Genomic DNA, 24,056 nt, shown 5'->3' with positions numbered 1-24,056 from the left:
TTGCAAAGGTATCAGATTTTTTAAAAACTCTATATATCCACCCTAACTATTTATCAAATGGAAATAGGTTTGGTACGAGGTTCTTAATTCTGCTTTATAGAAACAGAATTACCTGACCCCGACTGTGTTACCTGCACTGTATTTCCTTTACCACCCTTTGTTTTGATTGATACCACATTCTTCTTTCCCTGCTGGCTTACAGCTACGTTTTCCATGGTTTCTTCAAGTGAGCCGGACGTCGCGACAGTATCTATCAGGATCTGATTACTGCCGTTTTGGGTGATGACTCTCGTACGAGGCGATAGGGTGTCGCCATCGGCGCCTTTCATTTCCATTTTGAATACATTGTTGTTGCCCTTTTGAACAATTTGATTATTTTTTAGGGTAGTCTGACCGAAAGCCGCCGTAGCGGAGCTGATCAGTCCCAAAATGAGGATTGTATTTTTCATGTGCTTTATTAAATAAATGGTAGGTAATGTACCCATCGCCGAATGGCAGTTATAGTAAAACTCCCTTTACCGCAAAATATTGCAGTGTATAAAAAAAGCATGAAGACCGACCCTTTCGGCGCCGGTCTTCATGCCGTACTTAACTATTCCGCAGAATGATCAGCGACTCCTTAGAAGCTGCCGTTCATTTGCATAATAGTAGCTGTATTACGCAGACCGCCTTGATTGAAGTTGATCGTGTGATCTTCTCCGGTCTGGCTCAGCGTAGCCGTGTTCGTGAAACCTGACTGCACAGCCACTGGCGTCCCGCCGTTCAACTGAACCACGTTACGGTCACCATCCTGAGTCAGCGAGAAAATGTTCTCCTTACCCGTTTGGTCCAAGGCTACGAAGTTGCCGCTACCGCCCGTCTGGGTGATGGTAGCCGTACCACCTTTAGTACCCGCAGCATCTGGATTCTGATTGAGCACAATCACGTTGTTCGATCCTTCAAGCTGCTTCAGTGTAGCTGCATTCCGGTCGTCCTGTTGAGTCAACGTGGTAGAGTTATTACCATCGCCGGCCTGGTCGATCATTGCTACGTTCTGCGTGCCCGTCTGGTTGAAGTTGATGGTGTGACCACCGCCCACGCCATCCGTGTTACCGGCTTGCGTAAACGTTGCCATGTTACCATTGCCGCTTTGGACCGCAAATTCATTCCCTGCTCCCGCAGCTAGACGCACTGTGTGCTGATTGCCCGACTGCGTCAACGTGAACTTATTGTTGAAACCTGTCTGGTCCAAACGAGCGGCGTTTTCGCTGCCTGCCTGACTAATCGTCACAGTGTTGGCCTTAGTGTCAAAGTTGTCAGGAATCTGACGGACATTGATCACGTTCTGGTCGCCTTGTGACTGGGTTAGTGTGGCCACGTTGTTGTCCTTCCGCTGAGTCAGGTTAATGGTGCTGCGTGCTACATTAACTGTCTGCGAAGTGGTAGCACTGTTCTGCTGACCTGACTGCACGATGTCGATCAAGTTTCCATCGGTTCCAGCTGCCTGAGTAGCGCTGGCCGTGTTGTTCTTTGAACGAACTGCAGTACCCTGATTAAGCTGTCTGATACCAATGGCGTTATTGGCACCTGCTTGCGTAATCGTTGAAGTACCCATATCACCCTCCTGAGTAGAAGCGGCAATATTGTCGAGTCCCATCTGAGATACAGTAGCAGTATTATCGAAGGCATCGTTTTCAACAGGATCGTATCCCGTCGATGCCAGCGTCTGTCCACCATAAGTCAGATCAGCTCCTCCAGCATCGGTGTTTTTACCCTGAATCACGACAACATTACCACGCATTCCCGATTGGGTAACGCCAGCTGTGTTGTCTTCACCGATTTGACGTACAACACCTCCTGGAGATGCCCCCGTAGCATTATTGTTACTACCAGACTGCGTATAAGTCAGTGAGTTGCCAAACTTAATCTGTGCCGCATCGATAGTGTTGTTGCTACCTGACTGGGTCAATGTAGCAGTATTACCCATTTCGGTCTCCTCGCCGTACTGGCTAGCATTTATCAAACCTTGTGAACCTGACTGGGTAGTAGTCAGTTCGTCCATCTGACCTGCCTGTACCGAACGGTTCCGGTTGTTAGACCCGGTCTGGGTGATAGAAGCAGTTTCGTCATCGCCAGATTGGAACAAGTTTACTACTTGGTTTTCTCCGGCGGTCTGATTGACCGTAGCCGAGTTGTCTTCAGACTGAACGACATCTCCCGAAGTAAGTCCCAGTAATGCAGTAGTCAAGTTTGTTGCATCGCGAGTAGCACGAGCAGCAGGTACTGCACCAGCGACCCTACCTTGCGTTACGTTCAACGTGTTATTGCGAAGAGGGCTCGTCTGATTGGCAGTAATCTCGTTACCACTACCATACTGAAGCGTTGAAGCGAAGCTTTCTCTGCCACCCGTCTGTGTTAGCTCAGCGCTGTTATTCAAACCACCCTGACCAATTACGGCTTCGTTGACAGTACCACCTTGCGTTAAAGTAGCAGTGTGATTGGAAGGACCGTTTGCGGGGTCAGCTGGCAGCAACAAGTTGCTCTGAATGATAGAACCTGTGTTCTCTTGACCTGACTGGTTCAATGTCAACGTGTTATTGTCACCTGCCTGAAGAGTAGTTGCATCGAGTGCACGTCCCAAAACAGCCTGGTCGATTGTTGCCGAATTGCCATTTCCATTGAACTGAGTAGCAGCTACGTTACTACCATTGGCAGCCTGCGTAACAGTAACGTCACCACCTTTACCTGCCTGCAATACAATTACATTGCTGTTGTTACCCGAACCAGCATCAGTAGTACCCGACTGAGTTACAGTTGCGGTGTTATTGTCGTCGTTTTGCGTTACAATAGCCGCATTGAGCGTACCTGCTGATTGCGTTACCGTAGCTTCGTTACCATTTACAGTAGGGCTTCCCAGCAACGGAATCTGACCGATCAGAATAGTGCCACCGAACGTACCCGCAGCCTGCGTGGCCGTAGCCGAGTTACCGTTACCGGTCTGAGCAATGCCGACAGTACTTGCAGTACCGCTTAGTACATTGTAAGACCCGCTTTGGCTTACCGTAGACTCGTTGGCCTCACCGATCTGTATTACACCAGCCTGGTTGTTAATACCAGCCAATTGATTGATCGTAGCTTCGTTATCAATGTCAACTTGCGTAATCGTCGCTTGACTGCCAAGAGTTCCGTTAGCCTGCGTGATCTCAGCCGTGCCATTAGTACTTCCTGACTGGTCGATCGTAGCTTCACTATCGATTCCTAATACGTCGGCATCATCGCCGCTTTGGGTGATCGTAGCCGTGTTGTCTTTCAACTGTGTGATCGTCGCCTCGTTGCCATCACCGCGGGTCTGTGAAACTATCGCAGTGTTGCCGCCTTCATTTCCGACGCTCTGATCGATCGTGATTGACCCATCAGATGTAGTAGAAGCCTGGCTAGCGAAAGCCACGTTGGGTGCACCGCTAGCTGATTCGCTGTCCTGATCGATATCGATATCGTTATCATCACCGGCTTGAGTCACCGTAGCAATGTTGCCTGGGCCATTTTGGTTGATGTCGGTAGAGTTATCCTGACCTCCCTGTTCAACCTCAGCCAAACTACCTGCCAAACCAGCGTTTGAATCCTGAGAGATATCAATATCATTGCTTTCGCCCGTTTGCGTCGCCGTAGCTACGTTACCAGCGCCTGGTACGCCTTCCTGGACGATATCCACCGAAAGAGCCTCTCCGTCGGATTGCGTCACAGTAGCTTCATCGTCATCATCCTGCTCAATGGTAACATCACTTCCAGTAACATCATCCGCCTGAGTAACAGTAGCCGAGTTACCTTTGAAGTTCTGCGTGATGTCGATAGTATTCACCGTTCCGCCAGGTGAATCAGGGTTGCCACCCTGCGTAACCATTGCCATGTTGTCATTGTCCTGCTGATCGATAGTAGTTTCGTTCAGAGTACCAGAAGTTTGCGTAACAGTAGCAGTGTTGTTCAGTTTCGCTTGGGTAATATCAATCGAATTGCCGTAAGTACCCGACAACTGCGTAGCTGTAGCCGTACCGCCAGTGCTAGAAGACTGATCGATGTCGACGATAGAGCCCGTAGACGTATCTTCATCTTCGGTGCCGCTCTGCGTTACTGTAGCGGTGTTCTCATTCAACTGATCAACGATGGCCGTGTTGTTATCACCGCGCGTCTGCATTACCACAGCTACGTTGCCGTCGCCTTCGTTAGTTCCGTCACCCTGGTCGATTTCGATGCTGCTATCGGTACTACCCTGACCTTGCATGGCCGTGGCCCTGTTGCCAACCGCATTAAAATCCTCACTATCCTGCTCGATATCAATCGTGTTATCAGAACCATCCTGCGAAATAGCAGCTTGGTTCTTGCTACCTTCTTGATCAATATCGACCTCGTTATTTTGACCTTGTTGTAGAGCATAGCCCGTAGTAAAACCACTTGCGTCGACAGTTTGGCCGATGCTATTGTTATTACCCGTTTGCGTAGCGTCGAATTCATTACCCGTACCGCTCTGCTGCACCCACGCCTCACTACCGAATCCTATTTGAGAACCGGTTTGGGTTAGCGTAACATCATTATTGGATCCGCCCTCCAGCTGTTCTACAAATACCCGGCTGGATTTTCCGGTTTGGGTTACCGTAACCTCACTCTCAGTTCCAGCACCTTGTTTAGTGCCAGACTGCTCGATAGTAGCTTCGTTTCTCTCCGAAGTAACAGCGTTTTGATTTACAGTTGCGACGTTGTTATCACCTCTGTATTGGTAAACCTTGGCTGTGTTTCGCGTGTTGTCAGTCGCAATATTACCCTGATTGATAGTTACTGTACCATTCGAGGATAGGTCGCCCTGTTCGACAATTGCGGTCTGGTAGCTCTGCTGATCAATATCGATGGTGTTAAGGTTACCACTCTGCACTACCTTTGCACCACCGAAATTGGACATATCGATGTTCAGCTGGTTAGCACCTTCTGTCCCCCCTTTTTGTTCGGCATCCACAAAGGCTGAACTACCCGTCTGATTGATAGTGGCAGTCGCATTGTCTCCATTCTGATTGAGCGTCACCATGTTCCGGGTAGACTGGCCAATCGAAGGAAAATTGGTTGAAGGGACATCGAATGCAGTACCAGCAATCGCAGGACCCTGATTTACAGTAGCACTGTTATTGGTACCGAACCGTTGATTGACAATTAGGGAGTTTCTGGTTCCCAATTGATTGGTTGTGATCGTCGAGTTGTTGGCACCTACTAACTGCCTGAGAATGGCCGTATTGGTGTGCCCTACCTGATCCGCATCGATTGAATTACCTGCACCTGTCTGGTTGATCCAGATGTAGTTATCCATTGACTGCGAGAAGGCACCGATGTTACGCTGACGCGTAACGGTTGTTAACTCTCCGCCTAGGTAGTTACCATCCGGTCCCTGGGTCACAAACACAGTTTGCCATCCGTTTAATTGAGTTATGGTAACACTACTATTTGGATTCGTGCTGGCAGTTGAATTTACGTCAGCCGTATTGTTGTCTCCGGTTTGGACCCCCTGGGCATACAATGCCGAGCAGCCAAACGCGAGACCTACGATTAAAAGTATTTTTTTCATAATATTATTTCTGGTAGGAATAAAATTTTAAATGAGATGCCCCGAAATCAGAAGAATAGGCTTAGTAGTTGAACGTGTTGTTGTTGCCCGTCTGAGTAATCCGGCGAATCGCACCAGACTGGTTGATACCTGTCGTTACATTGTTCGAACCATTCTGAATTAATTCAAAATCAGGAGCCTGGCTATAGTTCTGATCGGTCTGAACCAGCGTCGTACTGTTGTTGAACCCGTTTTGCAACAAGACCAGACGAGCACCTGAGAAATTAGAATTCTGAGTGATGTTCGCCGTGTGTCCGCCGTCACCGCGCTGGAATACCGCCACAGTACCTTGGTTTTTGTTCTGCGTAATGGTAGCAGTGCTTCCGTTCACGCCCGATTGCTCAACGTAAGCGTTGTTGAAAGTACCGGGCTGGTTGATCGTTGCCGTATTAACCCCCACAAACGTAGCATCAAGTTGCCGGATAACGGCGTTGTTACTACGCCCCGTTTGGTTAATAGTAGCCACGTCGAAATCGCCCGACTGTTCGATAGCAGCGCTGTTGTTTCTGCCAGGGCCAGGTAGTAGATTGGACGGTACGTTCATCATGCCAGAGATTGTATTGGCTTGGTTAATCGTCGCCGTGTTGTATTGAGAACCAGCAGCTACAGTAATAATCGCCGTGTTGCCATTGGCAGTACCCGATTGGTTAACAGTAGCCGAGTTGTCATCGCTGCCAGCTCCGTTAAGCTGAATAGCCACCTGGTTGTCTTTGGTGCCTGCTGTCTGTGTAACAGAAACAGTATTATCATCACCAATGATGTTGATGCCTGTGTTTGCTGCAACCGCTACATTGCCTACCCCAATGATGCTTCCTGCACCTGGAGTCCCGGCCGCAAATGTAGTAGTGACCGTAGTACCCGGTGCACCGAAGTCACCGATGCGGTTATCCAGACCATCCTGCATGACCGTTACTTCGTTCCTGTCGCCATCTACATTAGCATAAGCCTGTCCACGTTGACCCATCTGGGTGATCGAGATAGTGTTATCGTCGTTCAGCGCCGTAGTGGTCAGTTGGATAGAAGCACGGTTTTTGTCGTTGCTCTGGGTAACTGTAAGATTGTTACGATCGCCCAGTACATCGATGTCGGCTTCCATGGACTTACCTGCCTGTGTTACTGTCACGATGTTATCATCACTGCCGTTACCTGCTACATTGACATTAGCGATATGGCTAGCCGTAGCACCGTTGGTCTGCTCAATGATGACATCGTTTCTTTTTCCCTTCTCAAAAATTACAGCGCTGCTTCCGGTACCCGTTTGAATAATCTCAGCACTGTTGCCGATGGTAGTGGCACCAGTTTGGTTGATGTTGGCATTCAGGTTTTGTCCCGTCTGCTCAATGTTCAAGGTATTGCTTTCACCAGTTGACTGGTTAATCGTAGTCGTGTTGGACTGAGCATAACCCACCGAAGCGAGGGCTACGAACATTCCAAATGATAAAATAATTTTTTTCATACTGAATGTTGTTTTATTTAGATAGAAAAATAGAGCATTTGGCCAAAGAATTGTTAAAAATTCTTTATCCTTCGACCAAATGCTGCAAAGGACTTGTCTTTAGCTTAACCACCAATCGGTCTTGGTCCATTCGTAGCGCCACCGGGGACATCAGCAGAGTTTGATCCTCCCGCAAGTGTTAGGTTCTGCACTTTACCTTTGATGCTCAGCATCGGCTTGTTGTACTTCTTCTTTGTGTTAATCATGCTTGTTTTCATTTGTTTGGTAAGAAATTAAAAAATTGTTTGTGATTAAAAAAGTTGATTCATAACCAGTTGAACGCGCAATATTACCGATTAAAAGCCATTCTTCAATAGGAAGATTGACTATTTAGCATAAAGAAAATTTACTTACTTATCCAACGGTTCAACCTCTAAGGTACTCTGCTCAAAATGTTGGATAGCAAACCTGAAGAGTTCGGCGGTGCCGGACAAACCAAGCTTTTCGATCATGTTTGACTTGTGATTCTTTACCGTATGTCGGCTACTGTGCACACATTCAGCGATTTGCTTGTTTTGCATACCCGCAGAAATGTATCGGAGTATCTCCTCTTCCTTGACAGTGATGGTATCAGGTAAAGGAGGAATATTAGAATATTTTCGCAAAAAGGCAGGAGAAACATACCGCAACCCACGGCTCACACTATTGATGCAAGCTATAAGGTCAGAACGCCTGACATCGACCATCAGAATACCGTCAAGACTTATTTCATCCAGCATTTTTTCTTCTGCCAAAGTACGATTGCAGATTAAAATTCGCTTTACGTGGGGAATTTCACGCCTTAGAAAAGCGATGTCAGGTGAAACACTAGACAGCTGCTCAAGTGTATCGATATAAATGAATAGGAAAACCGGGCTTCTGTGGATGGACACCCTCATCCCTTCCTCTAAATTCAAAATTCGCAAATCACAGTCATCGATAGACTCGCGAAAAAAGCGGCAAAAGTCTCTTTTTAAACTGTCAGAAGGGCCACAGAGGTAGACTAGCCTTGACGAAGAACGATTACTTAGTTGCGCGGGGTCGTTCATTATTAATGTTCCGATAGTGTGTATGTGGTGAAGAAGGATATAGAGGGACTATTTTAGCAAAAATCTCAGCATCATAAACATAGCTTAATAAAATCCCCGCATCAGGGTGCTAATATAATGTAAAATAATGTTTAAATCCTAACGATTATGACTTAAACTCGATAGTTTTGTGATTTGGTTATATACTTATAGTTCTAATAGTAGGGTTTCGGAGGTTTATGAAATGAAGTATGAAGTGCTGTACTACTCGTTGGGTGTAAATACTATTAGTGTCCTTTACTGGATTTTGTAATCCCTATTTTCTTTTTCCCGCTTTTTCATGGTACATACATTGAATGAAGTCGGTCTGCGTAAGATTTACAGATGTGAGTAATTCTCAAAAAATTGTTCCTGAAAATAGAATTAAGATCATTATTTCACTGTTGCCTGCTGTGAAAACTGAAAAAGTTATACGGATGCACCTAAGAAGGAATTCTTCGACTTAGCTAAGTGCTGAAATCTGAGAAGCTTATATTTTTTTACCCCTTTTAACAAAAATTTAAATTTCTCTCATGAAAAAAATAGAAAATGAAGACGAGTATGCCAAAGCATCCCAACGAGCCGACGATCTGTATGGAGCCGAGGAAAATTCTCCCCAAAAAATGGAGCTTGATAATTTGCTAGCCGCGATCAAGGAGTACGAGTATGAGTTTGTGAGGATGCTGCGGGAAAATTGCTAGGTTTGTTGCCGACGGGAGTGCACGAGAATTCGTATAACTAAGACTACTTTCTCGATTCATCGGTCTAAAAAACTCAAAATCAGCCATATACTTTTCTTAAAAAATTTAGGACACAAAAAAATGCGTAACGATAAACTGGTTCTATTCTTCTTCCTGACTATTTCGCTCTCGGCAGTGGCAGCCACTCACCCGGGCTTCGCGCAAGTTGGTGTCGGAGCCAAACCCCCAAAAGATGCTGAAATCCTCTTCAACGGTTCGAAAAAAATGCTCCTCGATAAATGGGAATATTGGCAGGGACCACGATTTAAAGCAGAGCCGCCTATCAAATGGGCCATCGTTAGTGATCCTATAGACAAAGGCACAGTGCTGAACACCAATGATCCGGCAGCTGCCGGTGGTCTGTATGGTGCTGCCGATATTGTGACCAAAGAGAAATACCGCGACTTTCGGTTACACGTAGAGTTTTACATATCAAAGCCTAGTGGCAATAGCGGCGTATATTTGCAAAACCGCTACGAGATTCAGGTGCTGGACGGAGATTCAACCAGTCATGGCATGGCAGCGGTTATTAATGAAACCCCCTCCCCTTACTATGCCTATAATGGTGTAGGCAAGTGGAATGCCTACGACATTGAGTTCACGGCCGCCCGCTTCAGGGACGGAAAAAAGGTTGAACCTGCCATGGTGACAATGTATTTCAATGGCAAAAAAGTCCACGACAAACAGCCCATCAGCCAAGTGTGGGGTGGCCCCAACTCGGGCATCGATGGCGGCAACGACGGTGGCAAAGGAATTACCGATACCCCTGGTGGGATCAAGCTTCAGGCAGAGGGCCATGATGTTTTGTATCGCAACATCTGGATATTGCCAAATGGAAAACTGACACCCGGAAATGGGAAATGATAGCCTTGGTTGCCATGTCTTAGCATTATCCATTAGTCACTATCCATTGCCCATTAAATGAAAATTTACTGGCGTCTCCTCTCCTACGCTCGCCCACTCGGACAATACATCGTTCCTTTTTTCTTTGCCTCGCTGTTGGCGAGCCTGTTCGGCATCCTAAATTTCGCCCTGCTGATTCCTCTGCTGAATCTGCTGTTTAATCAGGTCAGTTCTGAAGAGGCAGCTCAAATGACACGACTGCCTGATCCTGCACTAAGCATCGACTACCTCAGCGGTTTATTCAATTACTACTTCGGGACATTCATGCAGGAGCACGGGCGGCTCGGAGCCTTGCAGTTCGTATGCGGCGTCATTGTGGTTTCGGTTCTACTGGCCGATATCTTCCGGTACCTTTCGGCCAGAGTCCTGGAACGCTTTAAAGTCAATATGGTGGCACGGTTGCGCCAGGCTGTATTTGACAACGCAGTGGGGCTGCATCTAGGCTTTTTCTCCAACGAGCGCAAGGGTGACCTCATTTCCCGGGTCATGACCGACGTCCAGGAAGTCGAAAACTCTATTGCCAATACATTTTCGGCAGCCTTCAAAGAGGTATTTACCTTGCTGGTGTATCTCATTGTACTATTCAGCGTATCGGTAAGCCTGACTCTTTTCGCATTTCTGGTCTTCCCCATTTCAGGTGCATTCATCGCCTACATCGTCAAGCAGATGCGGAAGGATGCCCGTACCGGGCAGCAGCGTTTGGGCGGGCTCATCAGTCTGATGGACGAGGCTTTCGGCGGCATGCGCGTCGTAAAGGGCTTTAACGCCGAAAATTTTATCAAAAAACGCTTCTGGCAGGAAAACGACGCTTACCGTCGGGCCATTAAGTCGATGGCCTACAAGCGCGAGATGGCAGGACCGTTTTCTGAATTCATGGGCGTAACCATTGTGGCATTCATCCTTTTGTATGGCGGCTCGCTGGTACTTTCCAATGAGTCGGAGTTGTCGGCGGCGGAGTTTATCTTTTACATCATCACCTTCTCGCAGGTGCTGCGCCCGGCCAAGGAGATTTCAAATGCTTTCAGCAATACGCAGCGTGGTTTGGCTTCGGGTGAGCGGGTACTGGAACTGGTAGATGCTGTGAACACCATTCCCGAAAAACCGGGCGATGTTTCAGTCAGCGAATTCAGCGAAAAAATTGAGGTGCGAAATGTTTGGTTTGCCTACGAAACCGGATCGCCTGTGCTCAGTGATATCAATTTTACAATGACCAAAGGCAAGACCGTAGCTCTGGTGGGCTCATCGGGTGGCGGCAAATCCACCCTGGCCGATCTGATCCCGCGATTTTATGAACCCACCGCCGGAAACATCCTGTACGATGGCCAAAACTTAAGCAACATTACGCCGGCCTCGCTACGCAGTCAAATGGGAATCGTTACGCAAGAATCCATCCTCTTTAACGATACCATCTTCAACAATATCGCCTTCGGTGCCCACACTACGGAAGAAGAAGTGATCGCCGCCGCAAAAATCGCCAACGCCCACGACTTCATCTCAGAACAATCCGAAGGTTACCAAACTGTCATCGGCGACCGGGGCACCAAGCTTTCCGGTGGACAACGGCAGCGCCTCAGCATTGCCCGGGCTATTCTGAAAAACCCTCCCATCCTTATCCTGGACGAAGCAACATCAGCCCTCGATACCGAATCGGAAAAACTGGTGCAGGAAGCGCTGGCGCATTTAATGCAGAATCGCACGGTGCTGGTCATTGCCCATCGCCTCAGTACCATTCAGCACGCCGACGAAATTCTGGTACTTCACCAGGGCCGGATCATCGAGCGCGGCACGCATGATGTTTTGCTGAAAAACCCTGATGGATTTTACTGGAAACTGACAGCGATGCAGAGCTAGTCGGGGGGTGAGGTTACTAGGGGGTCAACACCCCGAAATAGTAGTGACTGTACTATTAGTAACAGGGTGCTTGAGCACGTTTATTCTGCCAGCGCCATTGCTTCAAACGATGTTGAAACTGGTATCTTTATTGCAAGGGTAGGACCGTGATCATAGTTTTGCATCAGTAAGAGCAGTTCCCTTTTTCGAAATAGCTTATTGGTCAAGACTGCTTAACGAAGGAGATCACCTTATGCTAAGGAACTACCTTATAATCACCTTCCTGATTCTCTTCCATCTCCCGGCCCGGAGTCAGGTAGTGCGGCTGGATTCTTCTTTTGCCGATTCCAAACAAGTCTCCCGGCAAATGTCTTTTTTCGTCGACACAACAGTCACCCTTACCCTGTCCGAAATACAGAAGCAAGATTTTAGCCCCGTCAAAACCAACAATTTCCGACTACCGTTTTCGGATCATGCCTACTGGTATCGAATCACGCTCGAGAACGCGGGAGCAGACGAAGAAAAATGGTATCTTAGTTGGGATAACAATACGATGGAGCGGGTTAACTTCTACGTGCCCACTGATGGGACCAACCGTAGGTACCACCAAGAGTTGGGTGGTACGCTCGTAGCCGAAGAGCAACGAAAGTACCTCGGCCCCATCCCCTACTTCACGTTTCAGCTCGCTAACGATCAACGAAAAACGATCTATTTTCGAGCCAAGAGTCAACGGGGGCAACGGGTGCGCGTTATTTTGTACAAGGGTCCTTCTTTCTTCGAGCAACAGGCAAAAGAAGACAGTCGGTCGGGTTTTATCAGCGGTTTGATTGCCCTTCGGCTTTTCTACATGATTTTACTGGCCTTCTTTGCGGTGCGGGAGCGCATTTTCCGGGCTTATTCCATTATGCTGATTATCCGCTCAATGGGCTATTGGGGCCTGACGGGCGACCTGGGAAGCTTTCTTACCAATGCCCCTTTTCTGGCAGCGCTCATCAACTTCAATGCCTATCATTTCATACCCATCGCGTATGTCATAGCCATCAAGGCCCTCCTGCCTGTTGATCATTTTCCTGCCTATGCTCGTTATTTACTCAACTACATCGTAGCGGCAGTGGTTTTACTGGGCGTGGCCATTGCCCTGGACTATCGCTGGTACTGGCTCCTGGGCAGTACCTGGCTGGTACTTTTTGCGCAGGTTTTGGTGCTGTCGCTGTACGCAATCGCAATGTTCCGCAAGTACCCTATCGACTGGTACTACTCAGTTCCTTTCCTAATGGGGCTTATAAGCTATTTTTTCTGGCAAATGAGCCTACTGGGCATCCTGAATGCTCCTTGGGTGTTCAAAACTTCCAGCATCCTTTTCATTAGTGAAATCTTTATTTTCGGGCTGTTTCTGGGCAAAATCATTCGTAACTACGAGCGGGTCAAAACAGTTGCTCAGCAGAAACTAGAGTTCACCCAAGCCCAGACTGAAAAGCTGAGAGAATTGGATACGATGAAAACCAATTTCTTCGCCAATATTTCCCACGAATTCCGCACCCCGCTGACCCTGCTGGTGGGGCCGCTTGCTGATTTCACAAAGAAGTACCCTGCCGAAAATCTAATTCCGACCATGCAACGCAACGTGCGTCGCCTGCATGATCTCATCAACCAACTCCTCGATCTTTCAAAGATTGAAGCAGGCCAACTCAAGCCCATGCTAGTCAGGGCCGATTTGACAAGATTTCTCCGACCTGTGCTTGCCTCGTTTGAGTCCCTGGCCCAGAGCCGTAATATATTGTTTCATTATCAGCAAAACAGCCAGGAAAAGGAAGCTATTTTTGATCCCGATAAGTTGGAAAAAATAGTGGCCAATCTGCTATCCAACGCCTTCAAATTTACACCTAATCATGGTCGGGTCGAGGTGTCAATCGCATATTCTGCGCAAGAATTGCTCCTCACCGTACGTGACTATGGTATTGGAATACCGGCAGCGCGGTTGCCACATATTTTTGATCGGTTCTATCAGGTCGAGGCGGAGGACGGGTATGTCCAGGAAGGCACGGGTATCGGTCTTTCTCTGGTTAAGGAGTTAGTTGGGGTGTTGCGCGGAAACATCGAGGTGCAAAGTGAACCGGGGCAAGGCAGTACGTTTACGGTCCGGCTCCCCATCGACCCCGAAACCTGGGCAGGACATTCCATTGGCGAGTTTGATGTAGTTCCAGTCAGCAGCCCAAAGGAAGCGGATTTCGCCGGAGGGGCGTCCCGTGCTCCGGAAGTCCTTGCGGGTCAAGAATATACCGATAACGAACTGCCTTTACTGCTACTGGTGGAGGACAATCATGACCTGCGCATCTATATTCATTCGATTTTTGAGAATAACTACCAGGTTATAGAAGCCACCGACGGTGAGCAGGGACTTTCGAAAGCGCGCGAGCGCATTCCCGACCTGGTAATCTGCGACGTGATGATGCCCCGGCTCGACGGTTTTGGTTTTTGTAAAGAACTCAAAGCCGACTTCCGAACCAGCCATATTCCGGTAATCATGCTGACGGCCAAAGCTACCCTCGACGACCGCCTCGAAGGTCTTAGGCTAGGGGCCGACGACTACCTAACCAAGCCCTTTGACCGCCAAGAGCTTAGCGTTCGGGTAGAAAATCTACTTAAACAACGGGAAGTACTGCGGCAGAAGTACAGTCAGGAACTAGCTGCCCCGAAATCAATAAACCCAATAAAGGAAACACAATCGGCCGAGAACCATCCAGTCCGGGACGAATTTCTGGAAAAAGCAGTGGCCCTGGTGGAAGCTCACTTGGCCGACAGTAGCTTCAGTGTCGAGGAATTTAGCCAGGCCATGCAGGTAAGCCGTACCCAGCTGCACCGCAAATTGAAAGCTCTCACTGGCCAGAATAGTACAGAATTCGTCCGTAACCTTCGGCTCCGCCGTGCCGCCGCGCTACTCAGTACGGGTGAGTTTACGGTATCGGAAGTAGCTTATCAGACGGGTTTCGAAAGCTTGTCGTATTTCTCGAAGTCTTTCCAGGAATTGATGGGTGTCCCTCCCTCCGGGTGGACGGGCAGCGATTGACCGATCCCTTTCCGAATCTTATTTTTTTCCTTTTTGACGAGCCGCTCTATCCCACATGGAGCGGCTCGTTCATTTTCAGGCACTTAGTAATCATTTGGAACATAGCAGCAAAAGCCATGCAACATAGCAGCAAAAGAAAAATGCCCCATGCAACATTGAAGCAAAAGGTGAAACATGTGTGCTAACACCCGTCAGGGGCATCTAAGTAGGTTTGCACACACAACAGAGAGCGCATTGGCGCTTTCATTTTGTTTGTCTCCGACCCACCGAAAACTTAATCTTGCATGAAAAATGATCTACTATTACCAAGCCGAAAAATGCACGCTTGCCTGAAGGCCAAACTGTTTGCACTCAGCTTGCTGCTACTGGCTTCACCCTCCTATGCGACGATCCGCTATGTCAATGATGCCCAGCCCAACAACAATGGTGATGGACTCAGCTGGGCCACGGCTTTCAAAGACCTGAATCTGGCTATTTCTGTTGCCCAGGCGGGCGATGAGATATGGGTAGCCCAGGGTACTTACAAGCCCACCACTAATCCTGCCCAAACTGCGGCTTCGTTTTCGATGAAGGAAGGTGTGGCTATCTACGGAGGCTTCACCAGCGGGCAGGCCAACCGAAACGACCGCAACCCTGATCCTACGACGAATAACACCACATTGAGCGGAGATATCAACAACGACGGCCTGCCGACGGGCAACAGTCGTAATGTCGTCTATAATGCCTTTACCCTGACGAAGGCGGCGATCCTAGATGGCTTTACGATCACGCACGGAAACAGCAACGCGGCCTATGGGGGGGGAATGTACAATGAAAACAGCAGTCCAAAGATTGCCAATTGCAGGTTTATCGGCAATTCAGCCCAAACTGGCGGGGGCATGTATAACATATCTACCACTGGAAATGCCTGCAGCCCGACACTGGTCAATTGTACATTTCAGAATAACTCGGCCAGCTTTGGTGGTGGTATGTACAACAATGCCAGGACAGGCACCAGCAGTCCCACTCTAACCAACTGTGCTTTCATCACGAACACATCTGCTTCCGGTGGCGGTGCTATGTATAACGACGCCAGTTCGAATATGGGAGGCAACAGCAGCCCGGTCCTGACCAACTGTCGGTTTAGCGGGAATGCTACTACTAGCACCAACACGTTTGGTGGGGCTGTCTACAATATAGTCAACGCGGCCAATGGAACCAGTGATCCGGTCTTTATCAATTGCTCATTTCAGGGCAATACTTCCACCGGTTTTGGAGCTGCCGTTTTCAACTTTGGTGGACAAAGTGGTGTCAGCAGTCCTACCTTTACCAACTGCTCGTTCCAGGGCAATAGCTCTTCTTCTAACAATGGCACACTTGTCAATTACAGTATAGCGGGCTCGAGGAGCGTGCCACTGATCAACTGTGTGTTCTTTGACAATGGCGGAAGCAACACGATCCGCAATCTGGTTGGTGGCACTGCTACTGCTTCATACAGTCTCTTTGAATCTTCGGTAACGGGCTATCTTGACGGGGGGAGCAACCAGACTACCTCCGTCAACCCTTTTGTTTCCACCACCGGCACCGAACTACGCACGGGCTCACCCGCCATCGACGCGGGCAACAATGCGGCCAACTCCACCTGCACCGACCTGGCGGGCAATGTCCGTAAACTCAACACCATCGACCTGGGAGCTTACGAGTTTGGGGCAGCCCTACCCTACTCCGCTACCCTCGGTGGCACGGCCACCATTTCGGCGGGCGGTGCGGCCAACCTATCCGTCGCCCTCGGCGGTGGAGCGGCTCCTTACACGGTGACGTATGTGCCCAACGGCGGTAGCAATACTCCCGTATCTGGCTATACCAGCGGGGCAACTATCCCCGTCGGCCCTAATGCTACGACGACCTACCGGCTAGTCTCAGTTACCGATGCCAGCGGTTGTGCGGCAACGCTTACAGGTACCCCGCCCGGTGGAAGTGCCACCATTACGATTCAGACCGGCCCACAAACCCGCTATGTAAACGCCTCCCGGCCCGACGACAGCGGCGACGGCCTAAGCTGGGCCACGGCCCACAAGTACCTGCAGACCGCACTGGCCGCTGCCCAGTCCGGCGACCAGATCTGGGTGGCCCAGGGCATCTACAAGCCCACCACCAGCACTACCGACCGCGGCGCGTCTTTCGTTATGAAGGAAAATGTAAAAATTTATGGCGGTTTCACCAGCGGGCAGACTAATCTCTCCGACCGCAACACCAATCCGGCTACAAATGGCACGGTGCTAAGTGGGGATATCAACAATGACAATCTTCCTGCCGGCAATAGTCTGCATGTGGTATTTAACAACGACAACGGCCTTACAAGCGCAGCGCTCCTGGATGGCTTCACCATCAGGCAGGGAAATGCCGATGGTACTCTGGTGAATGGGGCCGGTGGTGGTATATTTAATTCCAATAGCAGTCCCCAAATCATCAATTGCGCTTTCCGCGAAAATGCAGCGTCAATAGGTGGAGCCATCTACAACTGGGACGGCAGCACACCTCAGATAATCAATTGCACATTCCGACAAAACGCAGCTACTTTCCGTGGCGGGGCGATTGCTAATAATAATAGTGCACCCCAAATCAACGGTTGCGACTTTCAGGAAAATGTCACCACCTATGATGGGGGAGCGGTTTATAACACCAACAGTATTTTCTCAATCGTCAACTGCTCATTCCTGCTGAATGACGCTGACGTCGGTGGGGGTGTGTACAACGGCGATAATAGTAATGTAGAGCTGATCAACTGTTTGTTCCTAAACAACACCGCCGCATTTGGAGGGGCCCTGGGCAATGACCTCAGCACGCCCCGGTATGTCAACTGCACATTTCAGGGAAACTCGGCCACAATCAACTCAGCCACTATTCGGAACAATCAGACGACCATCAATTCTGAATTTGTCAACTGCATTCTATGGAATAGTGGTCCGGGCAACGATTCATTTATTTTTAGATATTCTACCTTCTCTTATTGCGTCCTGGATGCTTCAGCATTTCAGACTTTCGGGGACGGAGGCAACAATATCCTTGTTACAGAAAGCCCCTTCGTATCAGCCAACAGCACCGAGTTGCGCGCCTGCTCACCGGCTATCGATGCGGGCAAAGACGCCGCGAACAATACAACTACCGATCTGGCAGGCAACGCGCGTAAAATCAGGACGATCGATATAGGAGCCTACGAGTATCAGGGTACCTTGCCAGTTATCACAGCTACACTTGGGGGCGGTGGTAGCATTTGTGGCGTCGGCAGTGCCAGTCTCTCGGTGAATATCACGGGCGGCACAGGCCCTTATACGCTGGTGTACGCCACCAATGGCGATGCACAAACTACCCTGACAGACTATGTGAGCAATAGTGCCATTCAGGTCAGTCCTATCCAGACCACTACCTATTCCCTGGTATCGATCTCCGATGCCAACGGCTGCACAGCCTCCACCCTATCCAGCAGCGTCAACGTTACCGTAACGCCCGGTCCGACAGCCACCGTAAGCGGCGGCGGCACGGCCTGCACCGGAGCTACCGCCCCCAGTGTCATCATCACCCTGACGGGCGGCGCTCCCTACTCGATCACCTATTCCGATGGTGCGAACAGTACCACCGTCAATAATATCACCAACAATTTTTACTACATCACCAGCCCAGCGGCGGGCACTTACACCGTCACAGCCGTCAGCAATGCCAACTGCAGCGGCATGGCCAGCGGTAGTGCCAACGTCACCATCACTCCCCGACCCGACGCCCCGACGATCTCGGCCAACCCTGGCAACACGACCACCAACCAACCCATCATCATCACGGCCAGTGGGTGCGAAGGTGGAACCATCAGTTGGATGGCATCAGGCGGAACTGGCGTAGCGGATGGCAATCAGTACACGATCAGTCAGCCCGGCAGCTACACGATAGGGGCCAAATGCACGATCAATGGATGCATCAGTAATTTTTCAAATACGCTTAATCCGGTTATCAGCCCCTGCCCGACTATTTCGGCTACTTTCAATGGCACAACCGCCATATGCAACGGAGCTAACACGGGCTTGAATGTTAGTCTGACAGGTGGCACCGCTCCCTACACGGTGGTATATACTGACGGTAGCAGTAACCAGACCCTCAGCAGCTATGTGAGCGGAACGAGCTTCACCGTAAGCCCGGCCACCACCACAAATTATACACTGGTTTCGGTCACTGATGCCAACGGCTGTACGGCTACCCTTAATACAGAAAGCAGAAGTACCACCGTCACCGTCAACCCCGTGCCCAATGCACCGACCCTGTCTGCCGATCCGGGCACAACTACCACCAATTCCCCGATCATCGTTTGGGCGGCAGGATGCAGCGGTACAATCAGCTGGAACACCAGCGGAGGCGTAGACAATGGCAACAGCACCTACACTTTCACTAATGCTGGCAGCTACTCAATCTCGGCCACCTGTACGCTCGACGGCTGCACAAGTCCGGCTTCGCAGGTGCTTAACGTAAGCATCGGCAGCTGTATCCTCGCCCTGGATCAGCCCACGGTGACTGACCTAAGTTGCTTCAACAGCAGCGACGGATCTATCGTTCTCACCGCTACGGGCGGCACAGGCACTTTAAACTTCACGCTCAATCCCGGTAACGTGCAGAACACCACCGGCAACTTCACCGGCCTGAGCGCGGGTACTTATACCGTCGGCGTCACTGACGCTACCAACTGCACCGCCACCAGCGGATCGATCAGCATCACCCAGCCCACGGCCGTGCCTGCTCCGTCGCTTTCGGCCAATCCGGGCAATACGACCACCAACCAGCCCATCGTCGTCACCGCGAGCGGTTGCAGCGGCACCGTCGCCTGGACACCCACGGGAGGAACGGGAACTTCCAACGGCAACCAGTATACTTTCAGCCAGCCTGGCAGCTACATGCTCTCTGCGACCTGTACCGTCGACGGCTGCACCAGCCCCGAATCTCAGCCACTCAGCCTGACGATTGAGTCCTGCCCTACCATTGCCCTGACGACTAGCGGCAACAAATCCATTGTGCTGGGCTCCGGTTCCAACTGCACTGAGTTGTCAGCCAACGCCTCGGGCGGCACGGGTCCCTACATCTACAACTGGACTTCCAACGCCACACCGCCCGCGAGCCTGACGGGACCAGTGATCAATGTCTGTCCCGAGGCCACCACTACCTACACCGTTACGGTCACCGATGCCAATGGTTGCACATCCAATCCGCAGGAGGTAACGGTAACTGTCAACGACGTGCGGTGCGGCAACAAAAACCAGAACGTAACAATCTGCTACTACGGCGTCACCCAGTGCGTTTCGGACAAAATAGCCGACCGCTACCTCAAGCTGGGTGCCACCCTCGGGGCCTGTGGCAGCGGCACCAACACCCGCATTGGCGTGCCGGAAACTACCGATGCTCCGCTGCAACTTTCGCTGAAAGCCCTCCCCAATCCCGTGCACGACGCCACGACTCTGGAGGTACTTTCACCCAATGCGGGCATAGCTACCTTCGAGCTTATCGATGTGACGGGCTTGAAGCGGCGCACATATCACGAAAATCTTGTGGAAGGCACAAATAAAATTGAGTTAAACCTGGGTCATTTGAGCTCGGGCATCTACCTGATTAAGGTAGTTGACGCGAAAAATCGTCCGGCGGCGGTACGGATTATCAAAAATTAAGCGAGTGGTAGACAAAAATGATAAATCGGCCCTGGGAGTACGTGAGAGGGGTTGGCTGCAACAATAGTGCAAGTCTGACACAATAGTGCAAGCCCAAATTCTCGATTCTGCAACATTAGTGATAGTGATTGGAACAATAGTGAAAGCCGTTTCCGCCCGGACCCTCTACTATTGCATTGTCAGTTATGAAGGCCTTCGGACCTCACCGTGATTTTGCTTTTGTACCACTATACACACACTTCGTAGTGGAGGTACTTTGGCATTTTCTGACGATTGATCGAGCCGGAAGTACGCTTACCCTCAAAGCAGCTTTTTTCACCAAACGGCAGGATTTGTCAAAGTACCATTTTTAAAAAATCTCAACCTTATGATTATTCTCAAAAGCATTTTTTGATTTACTCAATCTTATGAATGGGCGGGGGATTTGTTTACGCAAATCCCCGATATGTTGCAGAACCACCGACTGAAATTCAGCCGGTGGTTTTTTTGTGGGAAGATCTACTACACTCAAATGTTGGCGCGAATTCTGCGAGTCTTTTACTTTTACAGGATTCCTTCTATCAGATTTATTCGCAATTTTGTAGAACTACCCTGAAAAATAGTTTAAAACCGCATTCTCCCTTCTAAATTATCACGTCAAAATTCGAAGAATGAAAAAAGCCTGATTGAGACAGCCCGCTCCATGAAAAGATTATGTCTGTTGCTTGTCCCCTTTCTGTTGTCGCTTTACACCAGCGGACAAGTCGTTACGCTGGATGTCCAAACCAGCACCCCGCTCGTAATTTCTCCGGATTTGTCACAGTTCGTGGATACCACGAAGGCGCTGTCGCTCGCCGAGGTACAGGATAAGGAATTCACGCTTGTGGGCCGCCACTATTTTCCACTTCCTTATTCAGACGCTACTTTCTGGTTTCGCTTCACGCTGCGCAACAATGATCCCAACCGCGACAGATGGTACCTGGAATGGGACAACCCTACCGTGGAAATAGCAGAATGCTACCTGCCCGACAGCAGCGGGAGCGGCTTTTCCTCACTGCCACGCAGCGTGAAGCGGGCCGGCACCAGGTCGCCCTACTTCGCCATTGACTTACCACAGGGGAAAGAACAAACGGTTTACTTGCGGATCAGGAGTCAGCATGGCTACCGGATGACGGTCAACATTCACGATGATGCTTCACTGCTTGCCTCGAAGGTCGCACTCGTTTCTTCATTTAGTTTCACCAGCGGGATGGTGTTCCTGCGCCTATTCTTTGTGCTGCTGCTGGCCATTTTTGCGGTCCGGGAAAAAGCTTTCCTTGCCTACTGTTTCCTGCTGGTAGTTCGTTCGCTGGGTTTTTGGGGATTACTCGGCGGGATGGGCGGAGTCTTCACCGATGATCAGCCGACGGGTACGCTCATCGACTATCTGTCCTATCACTTCATTCCGATAGGCTACGTAGTGGTAGTCTACGCCCTGCTCCCCCCCGACCGGCTGCCCAGACTGGCACGCTTCGTGCTGAACGGCATCGCGATTACGGTACTGGGGCTCGGAGTCATCATTATGTTCGACTATCGCTGGTACTGGTTGCTCACCAGCCAGTACGTCGTACTTTTCTCCCAATTTTTCATCCTAGGTCTTTATGGCTACGCCGTGGCCAAGCGATGGTCTGTCAACTGGTATTATTCCGTACCGTTTCTGCTGGGGTTGGGTAGTTACTGCTTCATGGTGCTGGGAGACGTCAATATTATCGACGCCGAATGGGTCTTCGCAATCGCCTATTTACTGTTTATGGGCGAGATCTTTATTTTCGGGCTGTTCCTGGGCAAAATCATTCTTGACTACCGGAGGCAACAAGAAGATTCGCAGCAGAAACTGGTCTGGAAGGAAACCGAGGCGACCAAACTCAAAGAGCTGGACACCCTGAAAACCAACTTTTTCGCCAATATCTCCCACGAGTTCCGCACCCCGCTCACCATGCTGGTGGGGCCCCTGGAAGATTTCCGCCAACAGCTGCCCGACAACCCTCTGATTCCCGCCATGCAGCGCAACGTACGGCGGCTCAAGGTGCTCATCGACCAACTCCTCGACCTTTCGCGGCTGGAAGCCGGACACCTGCGCCCGGCCATCGTGCAGGCCGACCTGCCCACATTCCTGCGGCAGTTGTTCGCCTCTTTTGAATCGCTGGCCCACAGTCGAAAGATGATATTCAACTACCAGCAAAACGTCACCAGCCGGGAAGCTTGTTTCGATGCCGACAAGCTGGAAAAAATCGTGACCAACCTGCTGTCCAACGCCTTCAAGTTCACGCCCGATGGGGGGCGGGTAAATGTTCAGGTAGAATACGCTGATAACGAACTAAGTCTGAAAGTGCAGGACTACGGCGTTGGCATCGAGGCGGTACGGCTGCCCCACATCTTCGACCGCTTCTACCGCGTGGAAAGTACGGGCCAAAACAACACCGAGGGAGCGGGCATCGGGCTGTCGCTGGTGAATGAACTTGTCAAAGTTCTGAAAGGGCAGATCAGGGCGGAGAGCGAACCGGGGCGGGGAAGTACCTTTACCGTACGGCTGCCCATCGACCGTGGTACCTGGGCCGACTACCTGACTGACGCAGCGCCCGAGCTGGATCTTTCAGCGTTGCCGGCCGAGGCAGAAGCCACTATCCAGGAGACCGGAACCCGGAATGCCGCCCCCCTCCCAAAAAAACCGAAAGCCCCCGATAGCGACGCTCCGCTGGTCCTGTTAGTGGAGGACAATCCCGACCTTCGGGCTTATATGCAGGATATTTTCCAGGAAAACTACCGGGTCATGGTAGCGACCGACGGGCAGGACGGTCTCGACCGCGCTTTCGAGGAAATCCCCGACCTGGTGATCTGCGATGTGATGATGCCCCGACTCGATGGTTATGGCTTTTGCGAAAAACTCAAATCCGATCCCCGCACCAGCCACATTCCGGTGGTGATGCTCACGGCCAAGGCCTCGCTCGCCGACCGCCTGGCGGGGCTGGAACTCGGGGCCGACGACTACCTGATCAAACCCTTCAACCGCGCCGAACTGGAACTACGGGTGCAGAACCTGCTCAAACAGCGCGAACTACTGCGGCAGAAATACAGCCAGCAAATGGCCGAACCCGCAGCCAGTGGCGGCCGGGCATCTGCTACCCAAACGCTCGATGAGAAGTTTCTGAAAAAAGCCATCTTAATCGTGCGGGAGCGGAGCAGCGAGAGCAGTTTTGGCATCGACGAGCTTTGCGAGGCCTTGAACACGAGCCGCTCCAACCTGCACCGAAAGCTGAAAGCGCTCACGGGACAAAGTACCACGGAATTTATCCGCAGCATCCGCCTCTACCGCGCCGCCGAGCTCCTGAAGCAGCCGGGGGCCTCCATCTCGGAGATATGCTACGCAGTGGGTTTCGAGAATCCCGCGTACTTTTCCCGGACTTTCAGTGAGCAAATGGGCGTAACACCTTCCGAATGGGCGATGGCGGACAGCGCCTAAGAACCACCATTTCTGCTTTGAACAGCCGCCCGGTAGTTACCGGGCGGCTAATCCCATTTCCAGCCTCTGAGGGTAGTTCGTTGCAACAATAGTGCAAGTCTGCAACAATAGTACATGCCGTTTATTTTCATTTTGCAATAATAGTGCTAGTGATTGCAACAATGGTGAAAGCCGAAGCGTGAGCCGCTGGGTAGTT

General features: G+C 50.5%; 12 protein-coding genes. 7 read left to right on the top strand and 5 right to left on the bottom strand.

Features of this window, described 5'->3' with window-relative positions:
• Window positions 1-83: 83 nt before the first annotated feature.
• The 5 genes from IE117_RS04980 to IE117_RS04960 form a co-directional block, all read right to left on the bottom strand.
• Window positions 84-449: a hypothetical protein gene (locus IE117_RS04980; protein ID WP_189563215.1), complete on the bottom strand. Its 366-nt coding sequence runs from the start codon at window positions 447-449 to the stop codon at window positions 84-86.
• A gap of 170 nt (window positions 450-619) precedes the next feature.
• Window positions 620-5,584 carry a beta strand repeat-containing protein gene (locus tag IE117_RS04975; RefSeq protein WP_189563214.1) on the bottom strand — a complete coding sequence of 1,655 codons (4,965 nt, stop codon included), beginning with the start codon at window positions 5,582-5,584 and terminating at the stop codon, window positions 620-622.
• A 61-nt stretch (window positions 5,585-5,645) separates the two neighbouring features.
• Window positions 5,646-7,079, bottom strand: coding sequence for a beta strand repeat-containing protein (locus tag IE117_RS04970; RefSeq protein WP_189563213.1), 1,434 nt, complete (start codon window positions 7,077-7,079; stop codon window positions 5,646-5,648).
• Window positions 7,080-7,183: 104 nt separating this feature from the next.
• Window positions 7,184-7,336: a hypothetical protein gene (locus IE117_RS04965; RefSeq protein ID WP_189563212.1), complete on the bottom strand. Its 153-nt coding sequence runs from the start codon at window positions 7,334-7,336 to the stop codon at window positions 7,184-7,186.
• Window positions 7,337-7,468: 132 nt separating this feature from the next.
• Window positions 7,469-8,146, bottom strand: a complete 678-nt coding sequence (locus IE117_RS04960) for a helix-turn-helix transcriptional regulator (RefSeq protein WP_189563211.1) — start codon at window positions 8,144-8,146, stop codon at window positions 7,469-7,471.
• A gap of 551 nt (window positions 8,147-8,697) precedes the next feature.
• Between IE117_RS04960 and IE117_RS04955 the strand changes: the two genes are divergently transcribed.
• From IE117_RS04955 to IE117_RS04925, 7 genes are all read left to right on the top strand, one after another.
• Complete coding sequence (locus IE117_RS04955) at window positions 8,698-8,865, top strand: hypothetical protein (protein ID WP_189563210.1); 168 nt, start codon at window positions 8,698-8,700, stop codon at window positions 8,863-8,865.
• A gap of 120 nt (window positions 8,866-8,985) precedes the next feature.
• On the top strand, window positions 8,986-9,768 hold the full coding sequence (locus IE117_RS04950) for a 3-keto-disaccharide hydrolase (RefSeq protein WP_189563209.1): 783 nt from the start codon (window positions 8,986-8,988) through the stop codon (window positions 9,766-9,768).
• Window positions 9,769-9,825: 57 nt separating this feature from the next.
• Window positions 9,826-11,658, top strand: coding sequence for an ABC transporter ATP-binding protein (locus IE117_RS04945; protein ID WP_189563208.1), 1,833 nt, complete (start codon window positions 9,826-9,828; stop codon window positions 11,656-11,658).
• Window positions 11,659-11,890: 232 nt separating this feature from the next.
• Window positions 11,891-14,704: an ATP-binding protein gene (locus tag IE117_RS04940; protein ID WP_189563207.1), complete on the top strand. Its 2,814-nt coding sequence runs from the start codon at window positions 11,891-11,893 to the stop codon at window positions 14,702-14,704.
• A gap of 317 nt (window positions 14,705-15,021) precedes the next feature.
• Complete coding sequence (locus IE117_RS04935; protein ID WP_189563206.1) at window positions 15,022-20,382, top strand: choice-of-anchor Q domain-containing protein; 5,361 nt, start codon at window positions 15,022-15,024, stop codon at window positions 20,380-20,382.
• 185 nt (window positions 20,383-20,567) lie between these two features.
• Window positions 20,568-20,735 (top strand): hypothetical protein, encoded by a 168-nt coding sequence (locus IE117_RS04930; protein WP_189563205.1) that lies wholly within the window; start codon window positions 20,568-20,570, stop codon window positions 20,733-20,735.
• Between the two features lie 329 nt (window positions 20,736-21,064).
• Window positions 21,065-23,860, top strand: coding sequence for an ATP-binding protein (locus IE117_RS04925; protein WP_189563204.1), 2,796 nt, complete (start codon window positions 21,065-21,067; stop codon window positions 23,858-23,860).
• The last annotated feature ends 196 nt before the right edge of the window (window positions 23,861-24,056 follow it).

The sequence above is a fragment of the Persicitalea jodogahamensis genome, assembly GCF_014651615.1.
GTDB classification, from domain to species: domain Bacteria; phylum Bacteroidota; class Bacteroidia; order Cytophagales; family Spirosomataceae; genus Persicitalea; species Persicitalea jodogahamensis.
The sequence above is the reverse complement of the archived record's forward strand: the minus strand, read 5'-3'. Positions and strand labels throughout refer to the sequence as shown.

What these genes read in the sequence shown, in the direction of transcription:
- IE117_RS04980 (WP_189563215.1), bottom strand. Translation starts at nt 449, where the DNA reads ATGAAAAATACAATCCTCATTTTGGGACTGATCAGCTCCGCTACGGCG.
- IE117_RS04975 (WP_189563214.1), bottom strand. Translation starts at nt 5,584, where the DNA reads ATGAAAAAAATACTTTTAATCGTAGGTCTCGCGTTTGGCTGCTCGGCA.
- IE117_RS04970 (WP_189563213.1), bottom strand. Translation starts at nt 7,079, where the DNA reads ATGAAAAAAATTATTTTATCATTTGGAATGTTCGTAGCCCTCGCTTCG.
- IE117_RS04965 (WP_189563212.1), bottom strand. Translation starts at nt 7,336, where the DNA reads ATGAAAACAAGCATGATTAACACAAAGAAGAAGTACAACAAGCCGATG.
- IE117_RS04960 (WP_189563211.1), bottom strand. Translation starts at nt 8,146, where the DNA reads ATGAACGACCCCGCGCAACTAAGTAATCGTTCTTCGTCAAGGCTAGTC.
- IE117_RS04955 (WP_189563210.1), top strand. Translation starts at nt 8,698, where the DNA reads ATGAAAAAAATAGAAAATGAAGACGAGTATGCCAAAGCATCCCAACGA.
- IE117_RS04950 (WP_189563209.1), top strand. Translation starts at nt 8,986, where the DNA reads ATGCGTAACGATAAACTGGTTCTATTCTTCTTCCTGACTATTTCGCTC.
- IE117_RS04945 (WP_189563208.1), top strand. Translation starts at nt 9,826, where the DNA reads ATGAAAATTTACTGGCGTCTCCTCTCCTACGCTCGCCCACTCGGACAA.
- IE117_RS04940 (WP_189563207.1), top strand. Translation starts at nt 11,891, where the DNA reads ATGCTAAGGAACTACCTTATAATCACCTTCCTGATTCTCTTCCATCTC.
- IE117_RS04935 (WP_189563206.1), top strand. Translation starts at nt 15,022, where the DNA reads ATGCACGCTTGCCTGAAGGCCAAACTGTTTGCACTCAGCTTGCTGCTA.
- IE117_RS04930 (WP_189563205.1), top strand. Translation starts at nt 20,568, where the DNA reads ATGAAGGCCTTCGGACCTCACCGTGATTTTGCTTTTGTACCACTATAC.
- IE117_RS04925 (WP_189563204.1), top strand. Translation starts at nt 21,065, where the DNA reads ATGAAAAGATTATGTCTGTTGCTTGTCCCCTTTCTGTTGTCGCTTTAC.